Origin of the sequence: uncultured Serinicoccus sp., from assembly GCF_947500995.1 — a bacterium.
Lineage (GTDB): Bacteria > Actinomycetota > Actinomycetes > Actinomycetales > Dermatophilaceae > Ornithinicoccus.
On the sequence record NZ_CANMUA010000002.1, the window covers coordinates 398719 to 419853 of the forward strand.

At 72.7% G+C, this 21135-nt stretch carries 18 protein-coding genes; 9 read left to right on the top strand and 9 right to left on the bottom strand.

Annotation, left to right across the window (positions count from 1 at the left end; genetic code table 11):
• The first annotated feature begins 330 nt into the window (after positions 1-330).
• The 6 genes from Q0967_RS04810 (at position 331) to Q0967_RS04835 (ending at position 6840) form a co-directional block, all read left to right on the top strand.
• Positions 331-1677, top strand: coding sequence for an ABC transporter substrate-binding protein (locus Q0967_RS04810; RefSeq protein WP_298746132.1), 1347 nt, complete (start codon positions 331-333; stop codon positions 1675-1677).
• A gap of 84 nt (positions 1678-1761) precedes the next feature.
• Positions 1762-2742, top strand: a complete 981-nt coding sequence (locus Q0967_RS04815) for a carbohydrate ABC transporter permease (protein ID WP_298746130.1) — start codon at positions 1762-1764, stop codon at positions 2740-2742.
• Entirely contained in the window at positions 2739-3677 is a 939-nt protein-coding gene (locus Q0967_RS04820) for a carbohydrate ABC transporter permease (RefSeq protein ID WP_298746128.1), read from the top strand. Before Q0967_RS04815 ends, Q0967_RS04820 begins: the two co-directional genes overlap by 4 nt.
• A gap of 71 nt (positions 3678-3748) precedes the next feature.
• Positions 3749-4627: a DUF1295 domain-containing protein gene (locus tag Q0967_RS04825; protein WP_298746126.1), complete on the top strand. Its 879-nt coding sequence runs from the start codon at positions 3749-3751 to the stop codon at positions 4625-4627.
• Positions 4628-4636: 9 nt separating this feature from the next.
• Complete coding sequence (locus Q0967_RS04830) at positions 4637-6031, top strand: UTP--glucose-1-phosphate uridylyltransferase (protein ID WP_298746124.1); 1395 nt, start codon at positions 4637-4639, stop codon at positions 6029-6031.
• Positions 6028-6840, top strand: a complete 813-nt coding sequence (locus tag Q0967_RS04835; protein ID WP_298746122.1) for a helical backbone metal receptor — start codon at positions 6028-6030, stop codon at positions 6838-6840. The genes Q0967_RS04830 and Q0967_RS04835 overlap by 4 nt, the downstream gene beginning before the upstream one ends.
• Positions 6841-6883: 43 nt before the next feature.
• Here the strand turns inward: Q0967_RS04835 and Q0967_RS04840 are convergent, their stop codons facing one another.
• The 7 genes from Q0967_RS04840 to Q0967_RS04870 all read right to left on the bottom strand — a co-directional run bounded on the left by Q0967_RS04840 (position 6884) and on the right by Q0967_RS04870 (position 14989).
• Positions 6884-7891 carry a LacI family DNA-binding transcriptional regulator gene (locus Q0967_RS04840; RefSeq protein WP_298746120.1) on the bottom strand — a complete coding sequence of 336 codons (1008 nt, stop codon included), beginning with the start codon at positions 7889-7891 and terminating at the stop codon, positions 6884-6886.
• 49 nt (positions 7892-7940) lie between these two features.
• A complete protein-coding gene (locus Q0967_RS04845) occupies positions 7941-9353 on the bottom strand; it encodes a GH1 family beta-glucosidase (RefSeq protein WP_298746118.1) in 1413 nt (470 codons plus the stop codon).
• Positions 9350-10249 (bottom strand): carbohydrate ABC transporter permease, encoded by a 900-nt coding sequence (locus tag Q0967_RS04850; protein ID WP_298746116.1) that lies wholly within the window; start codon positions 10247-10249, stop codon positions 9350-9352. Before Q0967_RS04850 ends, Q0967_RS04845 begins: the two co-directional genes overlap by 4 nt.
• On the bottom strand, positions 10246-11220 hold the full coding sequence (locus tag Q0967_RS04855; protein WP_298746114.1) for a carbohydrate ABC transporter permease: 975 nt from the start codon (positions 11218-11220) through the stop codon (positions 10246-10248). Before Q0967_RS04855 ends, Q0967_RS04850 begins: the two co-directional genes overlap by 4 nt.
• Position 11221: 1 nt before the next feature.
• Positions 11222-12517 (bottom strand): extracellular solute-binding protein, encoded by a 1296-nt coding sequence (locus Q0967_RS04860; RefSeq protein ID WP_299449301.1) that lies wholly within the window; start codon positions 12515-12517, stop codon positions 11222-11224.
• Between the two features lie 134 nt (positions 12518-12651).
• Positions 12652-14139 carry an aldehyde dehydrogenase family protein gene (locus Q0967_RS04865; RefSeq protein WP_298746109.1) on the bottom strand — a complete coding sequence of 496 codons (1488 nt, stop codon included), beginning with the start codon at positions 14137-14139 and terminating at the stop codon, positions 12652-12654.
• A gap of 103 nt (positions 14140-14242) precedes the next feature.
• Positions 14243-14989 carry a DUF429 domain-containing protein gene (locus Q0967_RS04870; protein WP_298746107.1) on the bottom strand — a complete coding sequence of 249 codons (747 nt, stop codon included), beginning with the start codon at positions 14987-14989 and terminating at the stop codon, positions 14243-14245.
• Between the two features lie 53 nt (positions 14990-15042).
• On the opposite strand from Q0967_RS04870, the gene Q0967_RS04875 reads away from it, so the two are divergent.
• Genes Q0967_RS04875 through Q0967_RS04885 form a run of 3 tightly spaced genes read left to right on the top strand, consistent with a single transcriptional unit; the run spans position 15043 to position 17281 of the window.
• A complete protein-coding gene (locus tag Q0967_RS04875; protein ID WP_298746105.1) occupies positions 15043-15486 on the top strand; it encodes a type II 3-dehydroquinate dehydratase in 444 nt (147 codons plus the stop codon).
• Positions 15487-15518: 32 nt separating this feature from the next.
• Complete coding sequence (locus tag Q0967_RS04880) at positions 15519-17066, top strand: sodium-dependent transporter (RefSeq protein ID WP_298746103.1); 1548 nt, start codon at positions 15519-15521, stop codon at positions 17064-17066.
• Positions 17063-17281: a methionine/alanine import family NSS transporter small subunit gene (locus tag Q0967_RS04885; RefSeq protein WP_298746101.1), complete on the top strand. Its 219-nt coding sequence runs from the start codon at positions 17063-17065 to the stop codon at positions 17279-17281. The genes Q0967_RS04880 and Q0967_RS04885 overlap by 4 nt, the downstream gene beginning before the upstream one ends.
• On the opposite strand, the gene Q0967_RS04890 is transcribed toward Q0967_RS04885, so the two are convergent.
• The gene (locus tag Q0967_RS04890) at positions 17226-18791 is read right to left on the bottom strand and encodes an NAD(P)/FAD-dependent oxidoreductase (RefSeq protein ID WP_298746099.1); all 1566 of its coding nucleotides are present in this window, start codon (positions 18789-18791) and stop codon (positions 17226-17228) included. The genes Q0967_RS04885 and Q0967_RS04890 overlap by 56 nt on opposite strands.
• A 66-nt stretch (positions 18792-18857) precedes the next feature.
• Complete coding sequence (locus Q0967_RS04895) at positions 18858-21119, bottom strand: DEAD/DEAH box helicase (protein ID WP_299449308.1); 2262 nt, start codon at positions 21117-21119, stop codon at positions 18858-18860.
• Positions 21120-21135: the final 16 nt, after the last annotated feature.

The window sequence follows — 21135 nt, forward strand, 5'->3', positions numbered from 1 at the left end:
GGTGCTCCGGGCTCCGGAGCGCCGGGGGCCCGCTGGTCGCGTCGGCGGCGCTCGCCGCGCCGTGGTCGTTCTTCACCGTGCATCTCCTCGTCGAGCGGGTGCCGTGCTCCTCGATGGTAGTGGAGGACGCACGCGTGATTGACGCGCCCGTCAAGGTCAGGCCCCCCTCCGCGCGCCGCATCGTTACGCAGACGTGACGCCAGAGCCTTGATCGGCCGGTCCGGGGATGTTGGGATGACCACAGGGCCGGGGTCGCCCCTGGGCCGTGGTCTGTTCCCTGTGAGAAAGGACGGCGCGACGATGCGCAGTAAGACGACCCGGAGGTTGGCGATGGCCACCTCACTCGGCCTGGCCGGCGTGACGCTGGCGGCGTGCGGCTCCGGCGGCGGTTCCGGCGGCGGGGAGGACGTCGACGAGGCGCTCTCCTCGGTGGACGTGGCCTGCGAGCCGTACGAGGAGTACGGCGACCTGGAGGGCACCTCCGTGAGTGTCTACACCTCGATCGTCTCCCCCGAGGACCAGGCCCACATCGACGCCTTCATCCCCTTCGAGGACTGCACCGGTGTGACGGTGGAGTACGAGGGGTCCCGGCAGTTCGAGACCCAGCTGCCGGTGCGGCTGGAGTCCGGGAACGCCCCGGACATGGCCTACGTCCCGCAGCCGGGCCTCGTGGAGCGCCTCGTCACCGACTTCCCCGACTCGGTCTTCCCGGTCGGGGAGCAGGCCGAGGCGAACGTCGACGAGTACTACAACAAGTCCTGGAAGGGCTACGGCACCGTCGACGGCACCTACTACGCCGCCCCGCTGGGCGCCAACGCGAAGTCCTTCGTGTGGTACTCGCCCGGCGCCTTCGAGGAGAACGGCTACGAGGTGCCCGAGACGTGGGACGACCTCATGGCCCTGTCCGAGCAGATCGCCTCCGACCACCCGGACGCCAAGCCGTGGTGCGCCGGCATCGAGTCCGGCAACGCGACGGGGTGGCCCGCCACGGACTGGCTCGAGGACATGATGCTGCGGACCGCCGGCCCCGACGTCTACGACCAGTGGGTCGAGCACGAGATCCCCTTCAACGACCCCCAGGTCGCGGAGGCGCTGGACATGGCCGGCCAGGTCCTCAAGGACGAGAACATGGTCAACGGCGGGCTGGGCGGTGTCGAGTCCATCGCCACGACGCCGTTCGGCGAGGCGGGCCTGCCGATCCTCGACGGGTCCTGCTTCCTGCACCGCCAGGCGTCGTTCTACCAGGCCAACTGGCCGGAGGGGACGAACGTGGCCGAGGACGGCGACGTCTTCGCCTTCTACCTGCCGGGCAACGACACCGAGTCCCAGCCGCTGCTCGGCGGTGGCGAGTTCACCCTGATGTTCGCCGACCGCCCCGAGGTGCAGGCGCTGCAGGCCTACCTCGCCAGCCCGGAGTGGTCCAACGCCAAGGCGAAGGTCTCCCCTCCCGGGTGGGTGTCGGCGAACTCCGGGCTCGACCCGGCCAACCTGAAGTCCCCCATCGACCAGCTGGCCTACGAGCTGCTGACCGACGAGGCGACGACGTTCCGGTTCGACGGATCCGACCTCATGCCGGCCGCCGTTGGCACCGGGAGCTTCTGGACCGGGATGACCAACTGGATCACGGGTGAGGACACCCAGTCCGTGCTCGACTCGATCGAGAACAGCTGGGACTGACCGGTCGACGGTGACGGGGGCGGGCGGCAGATCTCATCGCCCGCCCCCGCGCCGTCCTGGTCCCCACCAGGAGGTACGTACGCCATGGAGTTCCTGCTCAACACCGGCACGCCGGTCGAGAAGTTCATCGTCATGGGCATCGCCATCCTGCTCTTCGTGGCAGTCATGGCCATCGTCCTGTTCCTCACCGACCGGCCGAGGATGCCGCAGTGGATCACCGTGCTGGCCTTCCTCGGGCCCGCCGCCGTGCTGGTCGTCTTCGGCCTCGTCTACCCGGCCATCCGCACCATCATCAACTCGTTCCGCAGCGACAACGGCCAGGAGTGGGTCGCCCTCGCCAACTACGGTGACGTCTTCGGCAACTCGGCCCTGCGCCTGGTCCTGCTGAACACCGTGCTCTGGGTCGTCCTCGTCCCGCTGGTCTCCACCGCCGTGGGCCTGGTCTACGCCGTCCTCGTGGACCGGACCCGTTTCGAGAAGCTCGCCAAGACGCTGGTGTTCCTCCCCATGGCCATCTCGATGGTCGGGGCGAGCATCATCTGGAAGTTCGTCTACGACTTCAAGCCCACCGAGCGCCCCCAGACGGGCCTGGCCAACCAGCTGCTCGTCTGGCTCGGCTTCGACAGCCAGCAGTTCCTGCTGACCTGGCCCTGGAACACCTTCTTCCTCATCGCGGTCATGGTCTGGATCCAGTCCGGCTTCGCGATGACGATCCTGTCCGCGTCCATCAAGGCCATCCCGGACGACATCATCGAGGCGGCCAAGCTGGACGGGGTGACGAACTGGCAGATGTTCCGCTCGGTCACCGTCCCCTCCATCCGACCGGCCGTGGTCGTGGTCATCACCACCATCGCCATGGCCACCCTGAAGGTCTTCGACATCGTCTTCACCATGACCGGGGGCAACTTCGACACCTCGATCGTGGCCAACGAGTTCTACACCCGCAGCTTCGTGCGGGGCGAGGGCGGGATCGGCGCCACCCTGGCCGTGCTGCTGTTCGTCATGGTCATCCCGATCGTCGTCTACAACGTCCGCCAGATGAAGCTTGCAGAGGAGCAGCGATGAGCCAGGCGACCACCGTCCCGGACGTCCCCGGACCGGCACCGACGAAGAGCACCGGACCGCGCAAGCTCACCAAGGCCGAGCAGCGGGCGGTGGACGCCAAGACGCGGCTGTCCTCGCCGTGGGCCAGCGTCATCGCGATCGTCATCGCGATCCTCTGGTCGGTCCCGACCCTCGGTCTGTTCGTGACCTCGTTCCGGCCCGAGATCGACATCCGGACCTCCGGCTGGTGGACCTTCTTCGGCGACCCGGCCGTCACGTGGGCCAACTACGACGCCGTCCTCTACGGAGGCTCGACGAACTTCATCGACGTCTTCGTCAACACGATCGTCATCACCCTGCCCGCCGTGATCATCCCGATCACGCTGGCCCTGCTGGCCGCGTACGCCTTCGCCTGGCTGGACTTCCCCGGGCGCAACATGCTGTTCGTGGCGGTCTTCGCGCTGCAGATCGTGCCGATCCAGATCACCATGATCCCGCTGCTGACGCAGTACAACAACTGGGGCATCGTCGGGTCCTTCTGGCCGATCTGGCTGTCGCACACGATCTTCGCCCTGCCGCTGGCCATCTTCCTGCTGCACAACTTCATGATGGACATCCCCCGGTCCCTCATCGAGGCGGCACGGGTCGACGGGGCCGGCCACGTCAAGATCTTCTTCCAGGTGCTGCTGCCGCTCCTCGTCCCGGCCATCGCGGCCTTCGGCATCTTCCAGTTCCTCTGGGTCTGGAACGACCTCCTGGTCGGTCTGGTCTTCGGCTCCGCCCAGGAGGTCGCGCCCCTCACCGTCCGGCTGGCCGACCTCACGGGCACGCGGGGCACGGCGTGGCACCTGCTCTCGGCGGGCGCGTTCGTGGCCATGGTCGTGCCGGTGACGGTCTTCCTCCTGCTGCAGCGGTACTTCGTGCGCGGTCTGCTGGCCGGAGGCGTCAAGGGCTGAGGGTTGCCCGACCACCAGCCCGGCGCGCGAGGCGGCCCGCGCCGGCACCGGCCGAGGTCACCGTGAGACAGGTGTCGCTGGCCGGACTGGCCACCGTCGCGGGGCTGCTGCTCGCCCTCGCCGCCGCGGACGGCGGGCAGCGGCTCCCGGGCGGGCTCCCCCTCGTCCTGGCTCTCGTCGTGGTGGCCTACGCCCTCAACTGGGTGGTCTACGTCCCGTCCTTCCTGCGCCGGACCGAGCGCTTCTTCGACCTCACCGGGTCGCTCACCTTCGGGCTGGTGACGGTGCTCGCGCTGGTCCTCACCGCCGAGCGGGACGCGCGCACCTGGGTGCTCGCCGGCATGGTGCTGGTGTGGGCCGCGCGGCTGGGGACCTTCCTGTTCCGTCGGATCACCCGGGCCGGCACGGACGGCCGCTTCGACGAGCTCAAGGAGAGCTGGTCCGGCTTCCTCATGGCGTGGACGGTGCAGGCGCTGTGGGTGACCTCCACGGCCGGTGCGGCCCTGGCGGCGATCACCTCCGGCGACCGTGCCCCGCTGGGTGTCCTGGCGTGTGCCGGGGTCGTGGTCTGGGTGGTCGGCCTCGCCGTCGAGGCCCTCGCGGACGCCCAGAAGGCGGCCTTCCGGGCCGACCCGCGCCACGAGGGCGAGTTCGTCCGGGGCGGTCTGTGGTCGTGGTCGCGCCACCCGAACTACGTCGGGGAGGTCCTGGTGTGGACCGGGGTGGCCCTGGTCGCGGCGGCGCCGCTCGTCGGCTGGCAGCACGTCACGCTCCTCTCCCCCGTGCTCGTCTACCTGCTGCTGCGCCTCGGCAGCGGGGTGCCCGCCCTGGAGCGACGCGCCGACGAGCGGTGGGGCGGGCTCGACGACTACGAGGCCTGGAAGGCGCGGACCCCGGTCTTCTTCCCCGTCCGGTCGGGTCGGGCCGCCCGGGAGGAGCACCGTCGGTAGGTTGGTCCCATGAGCACCAGCGCGAGCGCACCCGGACGTCAGCAGGCCCTGGACCGGATGGCGGAGGCCGGCGTGAGCCAGCCCGCCCGCGACACCTTCGCCCGGCACTACGACCACCTCGCGGCCGGCGAGACCGGCCTCATCGCGGAGGCGGACGTCGAGCCGGCGATGCCGGCGGCGCACCTCGAGGAGGTCGAGGTGGGCGAGGACGAGGCCCGCGAGGCCCTCGCCGCCACCGCGGTCCTCACCCTCAACGGCGGCCTGGGGACCTCCATGGGCCTCGCCGGGCCCAAGTCGCTGCTGCCGGTGCGGGACGGCCTCACCTTCCTGGACATCACCGTCCGGCAGGTCCTCGCCCTGCGCGAGCGCTTCGACGTCGCCCTCCCCCTCGTGCTCATGAACAGCTTCTCCACCCGCGAGGCGTCCCTGGAGGTGCTGGAGCGCTACCCCGACCTGGCCGCGGACGGCATACCCCTCGACTTCGTGCAGAGCCAGGAGCCCAAGCTGCGCGCCGACGACCTCACCCCGATCACCTGGGAGGCCGACCCGCGGCTCGAGTGGTGCCCTCCCGGGCACGGAGACCTCTACCCCTCGCTGCTGGCCAGCGGCCTGCTGGACCAGCTGCTCGACGGCGGCTTCCGGTACGCCTTCGTCTCCAACGTCGACAACCTCGGGGCGGTCGCCGACGGTCGGGTCGCGGCGTGGTTCGCGGCCAGCGGCGCGGGCTTCGCCGCCGAGGTGTGCCGCCGCACCGAGATGGACAAGAAGGGCGGGCACCTCGTCCGCCGCCGCGCCGACGGCCGGCTCGTGCTGCGCGACACCGCGCAGACCGCCGAGGACGAGATGGTCCACTTCATGGACGGCGACAAGCACCCCTACGTCAACACCAACAACCTGTGGTTCGACCTCGTGCGGCTGCGGGACATGCTGACCGAGCGCGACGGGGTCATGGAGCTGCCGCTCATCCGCAACGCCAAGACCGTCGACCCGACCGACCAGGGCTCCACCCCCGTCATCCAGATCGAGTCGGCGATGGGCAGCGCGGTCGAGCTCTTCGACGACGCCGCCTCCATCGCGGTCACCCGGGACCGCTTCGTCCCGGTCAAGACCACCAACGAGCTCGCGCTGCTGCGCTCGGACGCGTATGCCGTGGACGGCACGTCCTTCCTGCTCGGCCGGACCGTCGACCCGGCGCCGGTCGTCGACCTGGCGAAGACCTACTACGGCATGATCGGCGACTTCGACGACCGCTTCCCGCACGGCGTCCCCTCGCTGGTCGACGCCGAGCGCCTGGAGGTGGGGGGCGACTGGCGCTTCGGCGCCGGGGTCCGGGTGCGCGGCGTCGCCCGCCTCGGCCCGGAGGGCGGCCAGGTCGAGGACGGGGCCACGCTGGGGCGCTCGTGAGGAGCGTCCGCGACGACCTGGGCGGCGTCGCCGCGCTGCCGGAGGGCCCGGTCCGGCGGGTCGTCTCGCTGGTGCCCTCGCTGACCGAGGCGCTGGCGGCCACCCGCCGGTCGGCCCTGGTCGGCGCGACCGAGTGGTGCACGCACCCACCTGACCTGGACGTGCCGCGCGTGCGCGGCACCAAGAACCCCGACCGGCGAGCGGTCGCCGCGCTGCGCCCCGAGCTGGTGGTGTGCGTGCAGGAGGAGAACCGGGAGCTGGACGTCTGGCGGCTGCGGGCCGAGGGCGTGCCCGTCTGGGTGGGCGTCGTGGAGTCGGTCGAGGACGCGCTGCGGGTGCTGCGCACCCTGCTCGACGACGTGCTCGGCTGGGGCGTGCCGGGATGGCTGACCGAGGTCGAGGACCGGTGGGCGCCCGCGCCGCCGTCGGCAGGGGGTGACGGCACGGGGGGCGCACGACCGACGGTGGCCGTCCCGATCTGGCGCGACCCGTGGATGGTGGTGGGTGGGCGCACCTTCACCGACGACCTGCTCGCGCGCGGCGGGGTGGCCAACGTCTACGGGCGCTCCGAGGACCGCTACCCGGGGGTGGACGTGGCCGACCTGGACGGCAGCGGGGCCGACCTGGTGCTGCTGCCCGACGAGCCCTACGTCTTCACCGACGAGGACGGCCCCGAGGCCTTCGCCCGGACCCCGACCCGGCTGGTGAGCGGGCGGCTGCTGACCTGGTACGGCCCCTCGATGCTGGCGGCCGGCGCCTTGCTCGACGAGGTGCGCGCCCAGGCCGCGGCCGGGCCGGCCGGGTCCTAGCCCGGGTCCTGGCCCGGGGCCTCGGGCCGGCCCCGGGCCGGTGCTAGGCGGTGCCGCCCTCCACGAGGTGCGTCGGCAGGACCCGGGAGGACACCGGACGGCCCGCCAGCAGCTCGCGCAGCATGACGGTGGCCTCCCGCGCCATCCGGTCCCCCGGGTTGGCGACGGTGGTGAGCCGGGGCACGGTGAGCTGCGCGGCCGGGGAGTCGTCGTAGCCGACCACGGCCACGTCGCCGGGCACCGCGCGACCGGCCGCCTGCAGCTCGCTGACGGCCGCGGCCGCCATGAGGTCGGAGGCGACGAAGACGCCGTCCAGGTCGCGGTGCGCCGCCAGGAGCCGACGCATGGCCAGACGGCCCCCCTCGGAGGAGAAGTCGCCGTGCTCGACCGCGTCGTCGGCCAGCCCCGCGGCGTCCAACGACTCCCGCCATCCCGCCAATCGGTCCCGGCTCGCCGCCATGTCCACGGGGCCTGCGACCGTGCCGATCCGGCGGCAGCCACGGGCGACCAGCCGGTCGGTGGCCTGCCGGCCCCCGTCGACGTTGTCGAGGTCGACGAAGGGCAGCCCCTGCTCCGGCCCGGGAGGCCGACCGATCATGACCGTCGGCAGACCGATCTCGCTCAGCGCCGAGGTCACCCCGTCGTCGAGGTGCGCGCTCAGGACGATCGCGCCGTCGGTGTGGCCGCCCCGCAGCCACCGCTCGAGGCGGTCGGTGTCCCGGCCGGCCCGCCCGAGCACGAGCACCATCTGCAGCGGGGTCTCCTCCAACCCCTCGCTGATGCCGCGCAGCATCTCCATGATGACCGGGTCGGAGAACACCCGCTGGTCGGTCTCCGGGACGACGACCGCCACCGAGTCCGGTGCCCTCTTCACCAGGGCCCGGGCCGCCCGGTTCGGCCGGTAGCCCAGCTCGGTCACCGCCCTGGACACCGCCTCCCGGGCGGTGGCCCGCACCCGGGGGTCGGCGTTCACCACCCGCGACACCGTGGCCCGGGACACCCCGGCCCGCGCCGCGACGTCCTCCAGGGTGGGCGCCCGACGGGTGCTCACCGGCGTGGTCCTCGCGCTGACGCCGCTGCTGGCATGGGTTCCTCCCTGGCTAGCCGATGGCCCCAGATCCTGCCACGTCGGCGAACCAGCGGGCACTGGCCTTCGGCGTGCGCTCCTGGGTGTCGTAGTCCACCCGGACGATCCCGAAGCGCCTGGTGTAGCCGTAGGCCCACTCGTAGTTGTCCATGAGCGACCACACGAAGTAGCCCCGGACGTCGGCGCCGCCCTGGATGGCCTCGTGGACGGCGCGCAGGTGGCCGTCCAGGTAGGCGACGCGGTCCTGGTCGTCGACGAACCCGGTCCCGTCCGGGTCGTCCGGCATCGCGGCGCCGTTCTCGGTCACGTAGAGCCGGGTGCCGGCCGGGCCGGTGTGGTCACGCTGCAACCACAGCAGCAGGTCGCGCAGGGCCTGCGGCCGGATCTCCCACCCCATGTCGGTGACGGGGGTGCCGCGGCGCACCACGACCACGTGCTCGGACCCCACGTTGGGCGAGGGCGCGTCGTAGGCGCGGGCCTGCCGGGCGGCCTCCGGCGCCGCCTCCGGGTCCGGGCCGGTGACCATGGACCCGGTGTAGAAGTTGACGCCCAGGACGTCGATCGGGGTCGAGATGTCGGCCAGGTCGCCGTCGTGCACCAGGTCCTGCGGCCAGAGCTCGCCCAGGTCCTCCAGCACGTCCTCGGGGTAGGCGCCGCGGGTCAGCGGCTCCACGAAGAAGCGGTTGGCCAGACCGTCGAGCCGGCGCGCGGCGTCCCGGTCACCGGCCGAGGCGGGGTCCTGCGGCTGCATCTCGGTGAAGTTGAGCGTCAGCCCGAGCTCCAGGCCGGGGTCCCGCTCGCGCAGCGCCTGCACCGCACGGCCGTGCGCGAGCAGCAGGTGGTGCGCGGCGCGCAGGCCGTCCTGAGGGTCGGTCCGGCCCGGGGCGTGCACGCCCGCGGCATACCCGAGGAAGGCCGAGCACCACGGCTCGTTCAGGGTGGTCAGCTGGCGCACCCGGTCACCCAGCCGCTCGTGCACGGCGAGCGCGTAGTCGACGAACCGGTCGACGACGCCCCGCGCGGGCCAGCCCCCGGCCTCCTCGAGGGCCTGCGGGAGGTCCCAGTGGTAGAGCGTCACCCACGGGACGATGTCGGCGGCGAGCAGCTCGTCGACCAGGCGGGAGTAGAAGTCCAGCCCCTTCTCGTTCACCGTGCTGCCGTCCGGGCAGACCCGTGCCCAGGACACCGAGAAGCGGTAGGCGCCGAGGTTGAGGGACCGCATGAGCGCCACGTCCTGCGGCATCCGGTGGTAGTGGTCGCACGCCACCGCGCCGGTGTGCCCGTGGACCACCGCGCCCGGCGTCGCCGAGAACGTGTCCCAGATGCAGTCGCCCCGGCCGTCCTCGTGGGCGGCCCCCTCGACCTGGTAGGCGGCCGTGGCCGACCCGAGGAGGAAGCCGGACGGGAAGGTGATCGGTGTGGTCATTGCTTGACGGCTCCTTGCATGATGCCGGAGACCAGCTGGCGCCCGGCGAGGACGAAGAGGATGAGCAGGGGCACCGTAGCGAGCACCGCTCCCGCGAGGACCAGCGAGTAGTCCACGTAGTGCGCGGCCTGCAGCTGCTGCAGCGCGACCGGGAGGGTCGGGTTCGAGGGGCCCAGCACGATGAAGGGCCAGAAGAAGTTGGTCCAGGTCGCCACGAAGGTGAACAGGCCCAGCATGGCCGCGGCGGGGCGGGCCGCCGGCACGCCGACGTGCCAGAAGGTGCGGAACATGCTGGCGCCGTCCACCCGGGCCGCCTCGATGAGCTCGGTCGGCACGGCCTGGCGGAGGTACTGCGTCATCCAGAACACGCCGAACGCGGTGACCAGTCCGGGCACGATGACCGCGGTGAGCTCACCGGTCCAGCCCAGCTCGGCCATCACCTGGTAGAGCGGCACGACACCGAGCTGGGTCGGGACCGCCATGGTGGCGACGACGAAGACGAGCAGCGGCCCGGCGCCGCGGAACCGCAGCTTGGCGAAGGCATACCCCGCCAGGGTCGAGAAGAAGACGACCGAGGCGGACACCGTGGTCGAGACGATGATCGAGTTGACCGTCGCCCGCCAGAACTCGACGGTGTCGAAGACGCTGGCCGCGTTGCGCAGGAAGTTGCCGCCCGGCAGCAGCGGGAAGGGGGTCCGGGTGAGCACCGTCGAGTCGTGGCTGGCGATGACGAAGGACCACCACAGCGGGAACATGCTCCCGGCCACGACCGCGGCGAGCAGTCCGTACACCACCCAGGAGGGGCGGTCGCCGGAGCGGCGCCGCCGGCCGGTGGACCGGACGGCCGGGCCCGGGGAGGTGGTGTCGGGTGGTGCCGGGACGGGGGTGGTGCTCATCGGCTCTCCTCGCTCGCGATCCGGCGGCTGATGACGAAGTTGACGACCCCGATCACGACGATGAGCAGGAACAGCAGCACCGCCACGGCCGAGGCCCGGCCGAAGTCGGCGCGGGTCCATCCCAGCTCGTAGAGGTAGAGGGTCAGGGTCTGCCACTGGCCGTCGGCGCCGCCGCGGCCGAACTGGTCGTACATCTTCGGCTCGTCGAAGATCTGCAGGCCCCCGATGGTGGACGTGATGATGACGAAGATCATCGTCGGCCGCAGCAGCGGCACGGTGATCGAGACGAAGCGGCGCAGGCCGCTGGCCCCGTCGATCGCGGCCGCCTCGTAGAGGTCCCGCGGGATGGCCTGCATGGCCGCCAGCAGGATGAGGGCGTTGTAGCCGGTCCAGCGGAAGTTGACCATGGTCGCGATGGCGACGTGGCTGGCCAGCCGGTCGGAGTGCCAGCGGACCGGCTCCAGGCCCACCGTGTCCAGCAGGGCGTTGATGAGCCCGAACCGGTCGGCGAAGAGGTTGGAGAAGATGAGCGCGACCGCGACCGGCGCGACGACGTAGGGCAGCAGCACGCCCATCCGCCAGAAGGTCGCGGCCCGGAGATGGTGGTCGAGCAGGCCGGCGATGGCCAGCGCGGCGAGGACCTGGGGGACCGAGGAGAGCACGAAGATGCTCACCGTGTTGACCAGGGCCCGCCAGAAGTCGTCGCTGGTGAGGACGCTGACGAAGTTCTCCGCCCCGACGAACTCGCCCTGGCCCATGATCTGGTCCCAGTCGTGGACCGCCACCCAGCCGGTGTAGACCAGCGGGAAGAGGCCGGTGACGAAGAACAGAAGGAAGAACGGGGCGATGTAGAGGTAGGGCGAGACCCGGTGGTCCCACCGCCCCCACCGGCCGGTGCCGCCCCCGCGCCGGCCCGGGCGGTCGGCGACGGGGGCCGGCGCCGGGGCCGGCGTGGGAGTGGTGACCGTCATGTCAGCGGAGCTCCTCGACGGCGGCCGCGAACTTGTCCCAGCTGCTGTCCGGGTCGTCCGTCTTGTCGACGTCGACGCGGGTGATGGCGTCGGCCATGGCGGTGTTGATCTCGAAGTACTTCGGCCCCTTGAACGGCGTCACGGTGACCGCCTCGGCGCGCTCGGCGAAGATCTGCCCGGTCGGCGCGTCGTTGAAGAACGCGTTGCTCGACTCCGCCAGGGTGTCCGAGTCCAGCGCCTCCTGCTGGCTGGGGAAGGTGCCCTTGGCCTCGAAGGCCTTGATCTGCTGCTCCGGCGCGGTGAGCCAGGCGGCGAGCTTGGTGGCCTCCTCGACGTGGTCGCCCTGTGCGGGGACGGTGAGGTAGGACCCGCCCCAGTTGCCGCCACCGCCGGGGAAGACGTTGGCGACGTCCCAGCCCTCGACCCCCTCGGCGTTGCCCTCGATGACGCCCATCATCCAGGCGGGGCAGAGCATCGTCGCGAACTCCTCGCCCTGGAAGGCCGAGGCCCAGTCGGCGCTCCACTGGCCCAGCCCGGCGGACAGGCCGTCGTCCACCGAGGCGGCGAGGACCTGGTCGTAGAGCTCGCGCACCTGCGGGTTGTCGAGCGCGATGATCTCGCCCTCGGGGGTCTCGTACGGCTGCTCGACCTGGTTGATCATCCCCTGCCAGAGCGCCCCCGCGGAGTCGTACCACGGGATGCCCGTCTCGTCGACGAACTGCTGGCCGACCTCGAAGTAGGTGTCCCAGTCGCCCTCGAGCAGCTCGGCCACCTCCTCGCGGTCGGTGGGCATCCCGGCCTGCTCGAAGAGGTCGGCGCGGTAGCAGACCGCCTCGGGGCCGATGTCGGTGCCGTAGCCGAGGAGCATCCCGTCCTCGAGGGTGACGGCCTCCGTCTTCCAGTCCAGCCACCGGCCCTCGACCTCCTCCGAGGACAGGTCGACGAACTTGTCGGGGTACTGCTGGAACTCGGTGACCCAGTCGACCTCGATGGCCTCGACGTCCGCGGCGCCGGAGTCGGCACCGAGGCTGTTGCGCAGGGCCGCCCGCGCATTGTCGGCCGTGTCGGCCTTGATGTGCTCGACGGTGACCCCGGGGTTCTGCTCCTCGTACTCGGTGAAGAGGTCCTCGTAGCCGAACTCGTTGAAGGTGGCGACCGAGAGGGTGATGTCCCCGCCCCCGCCGCCGGCCTCGCCGTCGCCGTCGCCGTTCTCGTCGCTGCCCCCGCCGCACGCGCCGAGCGCCAGGGTGGCGGCGGCGGTGGTGGCGAGAAGCATCCTGCGTCGCGTGCTGTGCATGCCAACTCCTTTGGTGGGGCGCTCCGCACCGCGTCGTGAGAGCGCTCTCACGTACTGTGCACGCCGGCGGAGCGGCTGTCAAGGTTCTGCTCGCGGTCGAGACCGCTCCGTGACCTGCCCCGTGGGAGGGAGGCTCAGGTGAGCCGCACGTTGATCTGCTGGATCTGGGTGAAGCCCTCGAGCATGCCCTCCAGGGAGAACTCCCGGCCCTGGCCGCTGGCCTTCATCCCGCCGTAGGACTGACCCACCTGCTGACCGCCCCCCTGGTTGACCTGCACCCACCCGGACTCGACCCGCTGGGCGGTGCGCAACGCCATACCGAGGTCACGGGCGAAGACGAACGCGGCCAGCCCGTAGTGGCTGTCGTTGGCCATGGCCACCACCTCGTCCTCGTCCCGCCAGGGGATGACCGACAGGACCGGGCCGAAGATCTCCTCCCGGGCGATCCGCCACCCGTTGTCGACCTGGCTGAGGATCATCGGGGCGTGGTAGAACCCGGGCTCGCCGACGGTCAGCGCGTCGCGCCCGTCGTAGGCCACCCGGATGCCGTCGGTGGCCAGCGCGTCGTCGACGTAGCCCTGCACCCGGTCCCACTGACGCTGGTTGATGATGCACCCGATGTCGGTGGCCTCCTCCCGCGGGTCGCCGACCCGCAGCCCGCGGACCCGGTCCACCAGCCGGTCGAGGAAGCTGTCGTGGACGGACTCGTGCAGGAACAGCCGGGACCCGGAGGTGCAGCTCTGCCCCTGGCGGGCGAAGCGAGTCGCCAGCAGCACCTGCTCGACCACCTCGTCGGTGTCGGAGTCCGGGAAGACGATGCACGGGCTCTTGCCACCCAGCTCGAGGCTGACGTGCGCCAGCCGCTCCCCCGCGGCGGCCGCCACGCCGGACCCGGTCGCGGTCGACCCGGTGAAGGACACCTTGTCCACCCCGCGGTGCTCCACGAGCGCCTGGCCGACCTCCGAGCCGTAGCCGGTGAGCACCCCCAGGACCCCCGGGGGCAGGTGCCGCTCGCAGACGCGCGCCAGCTCCAGGATCGTCGTGGGGGCGTCCTCGGCGGCCTTGAGGATCATCGCGTTGCCGCTGACCAGGGCCGCCGGCAGCTTGAAGGCGGCGATCATGAGCGGGCTGTTCCACGGCAGGATGCCGGCCACGACCCCGACCGGCACCCTACGGGTCAGCGAGAGGGCGTCGGTGCCGCTCGGCAGGGTGACCCCCTTGAGCTCGCCGGCGAGCCCGGCGAAGTAGCGGAAGGAGGAGGCCAGCAGCGTCGCCTCCGGCCGCGCCTGGGTGCGCAGGGCGTTGCCGGTGTCCAGGGCGGTGAGCGCGGCGAGGTCCTCCGCCACGGCGTCGAGGTCGTCGGCGATACGCAGCAGCGCCCGCTGCCGCTCGGTGAAGGGCAGCGCCGCCCAGCCCGGTTGGGCCCGACGGGCCGCGGCGACCGCCCGGTCGACGTCCGGCGCACCCGCCCGCGGGGTCGTCGCGATCACCCGCCCGCGGTCGATGGGGGTGATGACCTCCAGGGTCCGGCCGTCGGCGGCCTCGACCCACTCTCCCCCGACGAGCATGCGGTATGCCGTCGGCGCGCTCGCCTCGACGGTCGGGACGGTGTGGGTGCTCATCGGGGCTCCTGGGTCGTGGCGGTGGCGGTGGCGGTCGTTCCCGGTCCATCCTGCTGCGACCGGTGCGGGTGGCGTCGGGGGGGTCGTTGTCGTTGCGGGGCCGTCAGACGTGGATGGCCGCCGGGATGCCGTCGGCGAAGACCTCGGGCTCGTCCGGGAACGTGCGGGCGAGCCCCGTCCGGACCCGGTGGGCGCTCCAGGCCGCGGCGCAGGCGTCGAGCACGTCGTCGAGGCCGGCGCCCCGCGGCGCCGCCGACGGGGCCCGGATGCCGTGGCCGGCGAGCGCCGCCCGCCGTTCCCGCTGGCCCTCGGGGGTGCGCTTGCGGGTGGGCAGGGCGGCGCCGGTCATCATGGCGAAGCTGGCCTCCGGGTGGACCTCGACGACCCGGCAGCCGGTGCCGCCCCGGAGCCAGGCGTCCACCTCGAGGATGCTCTCCCGCAGCGCGTGCGCCTGGCGCGAGAGCCCCATCCCCGCGCGCTCCCGGTTGCAGGCGTTGGCCACGGCGTAATCGGCCTCCTGCAGCGCGGCCCGGGTCGGCGTGGTGAAGACCGAGGAGGACTTGACGCCGCCGAGGAAGCGGCGGGTGCGCACGTCCGCCTCACGCCGGCCGCTGTCGGGCAGGCCGATGGGGATGTCCACCCCCACCACCGGGACCGCTCCCCCCAGCTGCAGGAGCAGCGCCACCGTGGGCGCCACGACGACGGTCGCCGCCCCGCGGCCCTCGGGGCCCAGGAACGCGCCGACCCAGCCGGCCCGGCAGGCGTCGACGCCGAGCACGCCGCCCCCCAGGCGCACCGGCCCCGACGGCCCGGCGCCTGCCCCGCCGTCGCTCGGCTCGCCCAGGACCATGGCGGCAGACTAGTTCGTCGGCGGCGCCACCGCGGTGTGAGAGCGTATGCCCCATGGCGCGGCGCATCGTCGTCCTCAACGGACCCAACCTCAACCTGCTCGGCACCCGCGAGCCGCACGTCTACGGCACCGACACCCTCGCCGACGTCGAGGCCTGGTGCGCGCAGCGGGCCGCCTCCCACGGGCTGGACGTCTCCTGCCGGCAGAGCAACCACGAGGGCGACCTGGTGGACGCCCTGCAGGAGGCCGGCGCCGACCCGGACGTCGTCGGGGTCGTGCTCAACGCCGGCGCCTACACGCATACCTCGGTCGCGCTGCTGGACGCGATCAAGGGGACCGGGGTCCGGGTGGTCGAGGTGCACCTGTCCAACCCGCACGCCCGCGAGCCGTTCCGGCACACCTCCTTCATCTCCGCCGTGGCCGAGGTGGTCGTCGCCGGGGCCGGCCTGCGCGGCTACGGCTACGCCATCGACCACCTCGCCGCCACCGACGGCTGACCCGACGCGCACCAGACGACCAAGGAGCAGGCGTGGCCCCCCACCATGACGCAGCGGCACCGCAGCGCGAGACCTGGACGAGCTCGACCGGGTTCATCCTGGCCGCCGTCGGCTCGGCGGTCGGACTGGGCAACATCTGGCGCTTCCCCGGCGTGGCCTACGAGAGCGGCGGCGGCGCCTTCCTCATCCCCTACCTCGTGGCGCTGCTGACCGCGGGCATCCCCATCCTCTTCCTCGACTACGCCGTCGGGCACCGCTACCGCGGCGCGGCCCCGCTCTCCTACCGCCGGATGGCCCGGCCCGCCGAGGCGCTCGGCTGGTTCCAGATCGTGCTGAGCTTCGTCATCGCGGTGTACTACGCGGCGGTGATCGCCTGGTCGCTCAGCTACTTCGTCTTCGCCTTCGACCTGCGCTGGGGCGAGGACACGGCCGCCTTCTTCGTCGGCGAGTACCTCCAGGTCGGCGATCCAGGGATCTCGACGACCCTGGTCTCCGGGGTGGCCGTCCCCCTCGTGCTCGTGTGGGCCGCGGTCCTCGTCATCATCGCGCTCGGGGTCACCAAGGGGGTCCAGCGGGTCAACATCATCTTCATCCCGCTGCTCGTCCTCGCCTTCGTCGGCCTCGTCGTGCGGGCGCTCACCCTCCCGGGCGCCACCGACGGTCTCAACGCCCTCTTCACCCCCGACTGGGCGGCGCTGGCCGACCCGGGCGTGTGGATCGCCGCCTACAGCCAGATCTTCTTCAGCCTGTCGATCGCGTTCGGCATCATGGTCACCTACGCGTCCTACCAGCGACGCCGGGCCAACATGACCAGCTCGGGCCTCGTCGTCGCCTTCGCCAACTCCAGCTTCGAGATCCTGGCCGGCATCGGCGTCTTCGCGACCCTGGGCTTCCTGGCGCACCAGCAGGCCACGACGATCGACCAGCTGGAGGGCCTGTCCGGGCCGATCCTGTCCTTCGTCACCTTCCCCGCCGTCATCAGCGAGATGCCGGGGGGCGCCATCTTCGGCGCCGTCTTCTTCGGGGCGCTCGTCCTGGCCGGGTTCACCTCGATCATCTCGATCCTGCTCGGCGTGGCGGCCTCGGTCCAGGAGAAGTTCGGGCTGACCCACCGCACCGCGGCCGTCACGGTCTGCGTGGTCTGCTCGATCGTCTCCATCGGGCTGTTCTCCACCACCTCCGGCCTCATCGCCCTGGACACCGTCGACCAGTGGGCCAACAACATCGGCATCGTGGTCTCGGCCATCGCCATGACGGTGCTCATCGTCTGGGTCTTCCGCACGGCCCCGGTCCTGCGGGCCCACCTCAACCGTGTCTCGACGTTCCGGGTGGGCCGCGTCTGGTTCGTCCTCGTCGGCGGCCTGGCGCCGGTCGTGCTCACCACCATGCTCGTGCAGCGGGTCCGCACGCTGGTCACCGAGGGCTACGAGGGCTACCCGGGGTGGTACCTGCTGGTCTTCGGCTGGGGCACCATCGCCGTCGTCGCGGTGGGCGCGCTCGTGCTGACCCTCATCCCCTGGCGGGGTCGGGACGACGCCGACTTCCGCGCCTGGCCCGAGCTCGAGGAGGAGCGGCGATGACCACGTCGGCCGTGCTCATGATGATCGTGGCGATGCTCGTCGTGTGGGGCGGACTGGTCGCCAGCGTGCTCTTCCTGCGGGCTCGCCCCGAGGTGGACGACGCCGAGCTCCCCGACCCGGACGCCGCTGCCCCGGGCGGGGAGCAACGGGCCGACGAGGTCAGCCCGTCGTCTCGAGCAGCGCCCGGGCGGCGTGGTAGCCGCCGAGCCCGCTGACGCCTCCCCCGCGCCGCGACCCGGCACCGGCCAGCAGGACACCGGGGTATGCCGTGGCGACGCCCCAGCGGCGGGCCGGCGTGTCGAGCGGGTCGTCGTCGTCGGCCCACGGCCAGTCCAGCGGGGCGTGGAAGATGTTGCCGCCGGGCATGGCCAGGCTGTCCTGCAGGTCGCGCGTGGTCCTGGTCTCGATGCACGGCCGCCCGTCCGGCCCGGTGAGGACGACGTCCTCGAGGGGCTCGGCCAGCACCGAGGACAGCGAGTCCAGCACCCTCCGCTGCAGGTCGTCCCGGGCGTCCGCGCCGCGCCCGTCGAGCAGCCGGTCGGGTGTCTGCAGGGTGAAGACCGTCATGGTCTGCGCCTGCGGGTGCTCGGCCCGAAGCCGCGGCGACAGGATGCTGGGGTCGGTCAGCGTGTGGCAGTAGATCTCGGCGGGGAGGGGGTCCGGGACGACGCCCGCCTCGGCGGCGTCGTAGGCCCGCCGCAGCTGGGAGTAGGTCTCGTGGACGTGGAAGGTGCCGCCGAAGGCGGCCTCCGGCGCCACGCCGGTGTCCCGCAGCCGGGGCAGGCGCGACAGCAGCAGGTTGACCTTGACCTGCGACCCCTCCACCCGCTCGGGCGGGGTCCCCCGCTGCCCCGCGACCTCGTCGAGCACCGCGGGCGCCGCCGCCCACAGGACGTGCCTCGCCGTGGCGCGGTGCGTCATACCCTCCGCGTCCTCCCAGGTCACCGCGCCCTCGTCGAGCGAGGTGACCGTGGCCCCGGTCCGCAGGTCCGCCCCCGCGGTCCGCGCGGCGCGCTCCAGCTGGCCGGACACCTCGCCCATGCCCCCGACCGGGACGTCCCAGTCCCCGGTCCCGCCGCCGATCACGTGGTAGAGGAAGCAGATGTTGTGCCGCAGGTGCGCCGAGTGAGCGTCCGCGAAGGTGCTGATGAGGCCGTCGGTGAGGATGACGCCGCGCACGAGGTCGTCGGCGACGGCCGCCTCGACCACCTCACCGAGGGGTCGCTCCAGGAAGTCGCGGACCAGGCCCGGGTCCCCGATCCGGTGCGCCATCTCGCGACGACGCAGCAGCGGCTCGGTGACCGTCGGCCACACGGCGCGCGCCAGCTCCTCGACCCGCGCGTAGAAGCCCTCCCAGCGCGGGGCGTCCGCCGCGGCGCCGACGGCGGCGAAGGAGGCCGCGGTCGCCGCCGGGTCGCCGTGGTCGATGAGCAGACCTGACGCCGACCCCGCCGCCGGCGTGTAGGAGGAGTAGCGACGCCGGGCCAGCGACAGCGACAGCGAGAGGTCGCGGGCGATCTGCCGCGGCATCAGGCTCACGAGGTAGGAGTACCGCGAGAGCCGGGCGCCCGTCCCCGGGAAGGCCTCCGCGGAGACCGTCGCTCCGCCCAGGGCCGACGAGCGTTCGAGCAGCAGGACCGAGTATCCCGCCCGGGCGAGGTAGGCGGCCGCGGTGAGGCCGTTGTGGCCCCCACCGACCACCACGGCGTCGTGGGTGGAGCTCATGGCCCGATCGTAGTCGCCCGCGGCGCCCGACGTGGGCGGGCGCCACGGCCGTGACCGGGGCCGCGGTCAGTCCCGCGGACGCCAGTCCGAGCGGCGGTCGTCCGACCGCGACCGGCGGTCCGGACGCCGGTCGCCACCCTGACGGGGACGCCGGTCTCCCTGGGGCCCCCGGCGGCCACCGGAGGGCGCGGGTCCCTGACGCCGGCCACCGCCGCCGGGACGTCGACCGGCGGGGCGCTTGGGTCGCATGACCTCGTCCAGCCGGCTCTGCGGCACCGGCTCGCCGACGGGCACCGACCCGCCCGCGGTCTCGATGACGGCGTGGTCCTCGGGCGCCACGGTCTGCGGGTCGGTCTCGACCCCGGCCGCGTCCAGCATCCGGGAGACCTGGCGCTTCTGGTGCGGCAGGGCCAGGGTCACCACCACGCCGTCCTCGCCGGCCCGCGCGGTGCGGCCCGAGCGGTGCAGGTAGTCCTTGTGGTCGGCGGGCGGGTCGACCTGCAGGACCAAGGACACGTCGTCGACGTGGATGCCCCGGGCGGCCACGTCGGTGGCGACGAGCACCGGGAGGGTGCCGGACTTGAAGGCGTCCAGGACCCTGGTCCGCTGCGCCTGGTTCAGACCGCCGTGCAGGGCCGCGGCGAAGACACCGGACTCGCGCAGCTGCAGGGCGACCCGGTCCGCGCCCAGCTTGGTGCGACAGAAGACGACGGTGCGGCCCGGGCGGTTGGCGATGGCCGCGGTGATCGGCTTCTTGTGGTGCGGGTGCACCAGGAAGACGTGGTGCGCCATGGTGGTGACGCTGGCGCGCACGTCGTCGGTGGAGTGGGTCACCGGGTCCTTGAGGTAGGTCTTGGCCACCTGGTCCACCCCGTGGTCGAGGGTGGCCGAGAACAGCAGCCGCTGCCCCTCGCGCGGCGTGAGGTCCAGGATCTGGCGGATCGCCTCGACGAAGCCCATCTCGGCCATGTGGTCGGCCTCGTCGAGGACCATGACCTCGACCTCCGACAGGTCGGCGGCGCTGCGGTCGATGAGGTCGATGAGGCGGCCGGGGGTCGCCACCAGCACGTCGACCCCCTTCTCCAGCGCACGCAGCTGCGGGGTGTAGGACATCCCGCCGGCCACGAGGACGAAGCGGCGGTCGACGGCACGCATGAGCGGGGCCAGCGCGACGACGATCTGCATCGCGAGCTCGCGGGTCGGGGTCAGGATGACCGCGCGGGGGCGGTGGGGGACGGCGCGGGGCCGCCGGGACAGCCGGTCCAGCAGCGGCAGCCCGAAGGCCATGGTCTTGCCCGACCCGGTCTGTCCGCGTCCCAGCAGGTCACGTCCGGCCATGGCGTCGGGGATGGTCGCGGCCTGGATGGGGAAGGGTGTCGTGATGCCGATCCGGGCGAGGGTGGCCACCAGCTGCTCGTGCAGCCCCAGCGCGGCGAAGCCGTTGTCCGCCTCGACGGCGGCGTCGACGTCCTCGGCCTGCATCGCGGACCGGCGCTCCTGGTATGCCGCGTCCGCCGCGTCCCTCTCGGCCTCCGCCTCGGCGAAGGGGTCCTGCGTCTGTCGCTGGTCCTCGCGGCCCCAGGACCGACCGCCGTGACGCTCGGCCCCACGGTCCTCCCTGCGGCCCTGCCGGCCGCCACGGTCGCCACGGTCGCCGCGGTCGTCCCAGCGGCCCTGCCGGCCGCCGCGGTCGTCGCGACGCCCGCCGCCCTGGTCCCAGCGGTCCTGGGGTGCACCACGGTCCTCCCGGCGGTCGGCACCCCGGTCCTCGCGCCGCCGACCGGAGTCCCAGCTGCGCCCGTCGTGGTGCCCGCGCTCCGGGCGCCCCTCGCGCTCCTCGCGGTGCGAGCGCCAGGTGCGCTCCTGGTAACCGCGTCGCTCCCCGTCGCGGTCCGGGCGACGGTGGTACTCACGGTCCTCGCGGCGCCCGGACGACGTGCTGCGGGACGACCCGCGGTCGTCGCGGTCCCGCCGCGGGCGGTCGTCGTCCCAGGAGCGGCGGTGGTCCTCCCGGCGGACGGGCCGCGCTCCGCGCGGCTCCCAGTCGCGGCGGCGACGGTCCTGGCCGCCCTCCTGCCGGTCCTCCGGACGGTCCCGGCGGTCGGCCCGCTCACCCCGGCCACGGGGGTCACGCTGGTCCCGGTCCCGCCAGCGCTGCTTGTCGGCGCCGCGGTCCTCGACCCCGCGGGAGGCGCTGCGCCGGTCTCCGCGCCCGCCCTTGAGCTGGGCGCGGGCCTGCTTCTCCCGCGCCTGGCGGGCGGCCTTCTTCTGGGCCGTGGAGTGGCGGGGCTTCTTGCCGGACGCACCGGCGCTACTGGGCTTGGCCATGATCGGCTACCTCTTC

What these genes read in the sequence shown, in the direction of transcription:
- Q0967_RS04810 (WP_298746132.1), top strand. Translation starts at nt 331, where the DNA reads ATGGCCACCTCACTCGGCCTGGCCGGCGTGACGCTGGCGGCGTGCGGC.
- Q0967_RS04815 (WP_298746130.1), top strand. Translation starts at nt 1,762, where the DNA reads ATGGAGTTCCTGCTCAACACCGGCACGCCGGTCGAGAAGTTCATCGTC.
- Q0967_RS04820 (WP_298746128.1), top strand. Translation starts at nt 2,739, where the DNA reads ATGAGCCAGGCGACCACCGTCCCGGACGTCCCCGGACCGGCACCGACG.
- Q0967_RS04830 (WP_298746124.1), top strand. Translation starts at nt 4,637, where the DNA reads ATGAGCACCAGCGCGAGCGCACCCGGACGTCAGCAGGCCCTGGACCGG.
- Q0967_RS04845 (WP_298746118.1), bottom strand. Translation starts at nt 9,353, where the DNA reads ATGACCACACCGATCACCTTCCCGTCCGGCTTCCTCCTCGGGTCGGCC.
- Q0967_RS04850 (WP_298746116.1), bottom strand. Translation starts at nt 10,249, where the DNA reads ATGAGCACCACCCCCGTCCCGGCACCACCCGACACCACCTCCCCGGGC.
- Q0967_RS04855 (WP_298746114.1), bottom strand. Translation starts at nt 11,220, where the DNA reads ATGACGGTCACCACTCCCACGCCGGCCCCGGCGCCGGCCCCCGTCGCC.
- Q0967_RS04860 (WP_299449301.1), bottom strand. Translation starts at nt 12,517, where the DNA reads ATGCACAGCACGCGACGCAGGATGCTTCTCGCCACCACCGCCGCCGCC.
- Q0967_RS04865 (WP_298746109.1), bottom strand. Translation starts at nt 14,139, where the DNA reads ATGAGCACCCACACCGTCCCGACCGTCGAGGCGAGCGCGCCGACGGCA.
- Q0967_RS04870 (WP_298746107.1), bottom strand. Translation starts at nt 14,989, where the DNA reads ATGGTCCTGGGCGAGCCGAGCGACGGCGGGGCAGGCGCCGGGCCGTCG.
- Q0967_RS04875 (WP_298746105.1), top strand. Translation starts at nt 15,043, where the DNA reads ATGGCGCGGCGCATCGTCGTCCTCAACGGACCCAACCTCAACCTGCTC.
- Q0967_RS04885 (WP_298746101.1), top strand. Translation starts at nt 17,063, where the DNA reads ATGACCACGTCGGCCGTGCTCATGATGATCGTGGCGATGCTCGTCGTG.
- Q0967_RS04890 (WP_298746099.1), bottom strand. Translation starts at nt 18,791, where the DNA reads ATGAGCTCCACCCACGACGCCGTGGTGGTCGGTGGGGGCCACAACGGC.
- Q0967_RS04895 (WP_299449308.1), bottom strand. Translation starts at nt 21,119, where the DNA reads ATGGCCAAGCCCAGTAGCGCCGGTGCGTCCGGCAAGAAGCCCCGCCAC.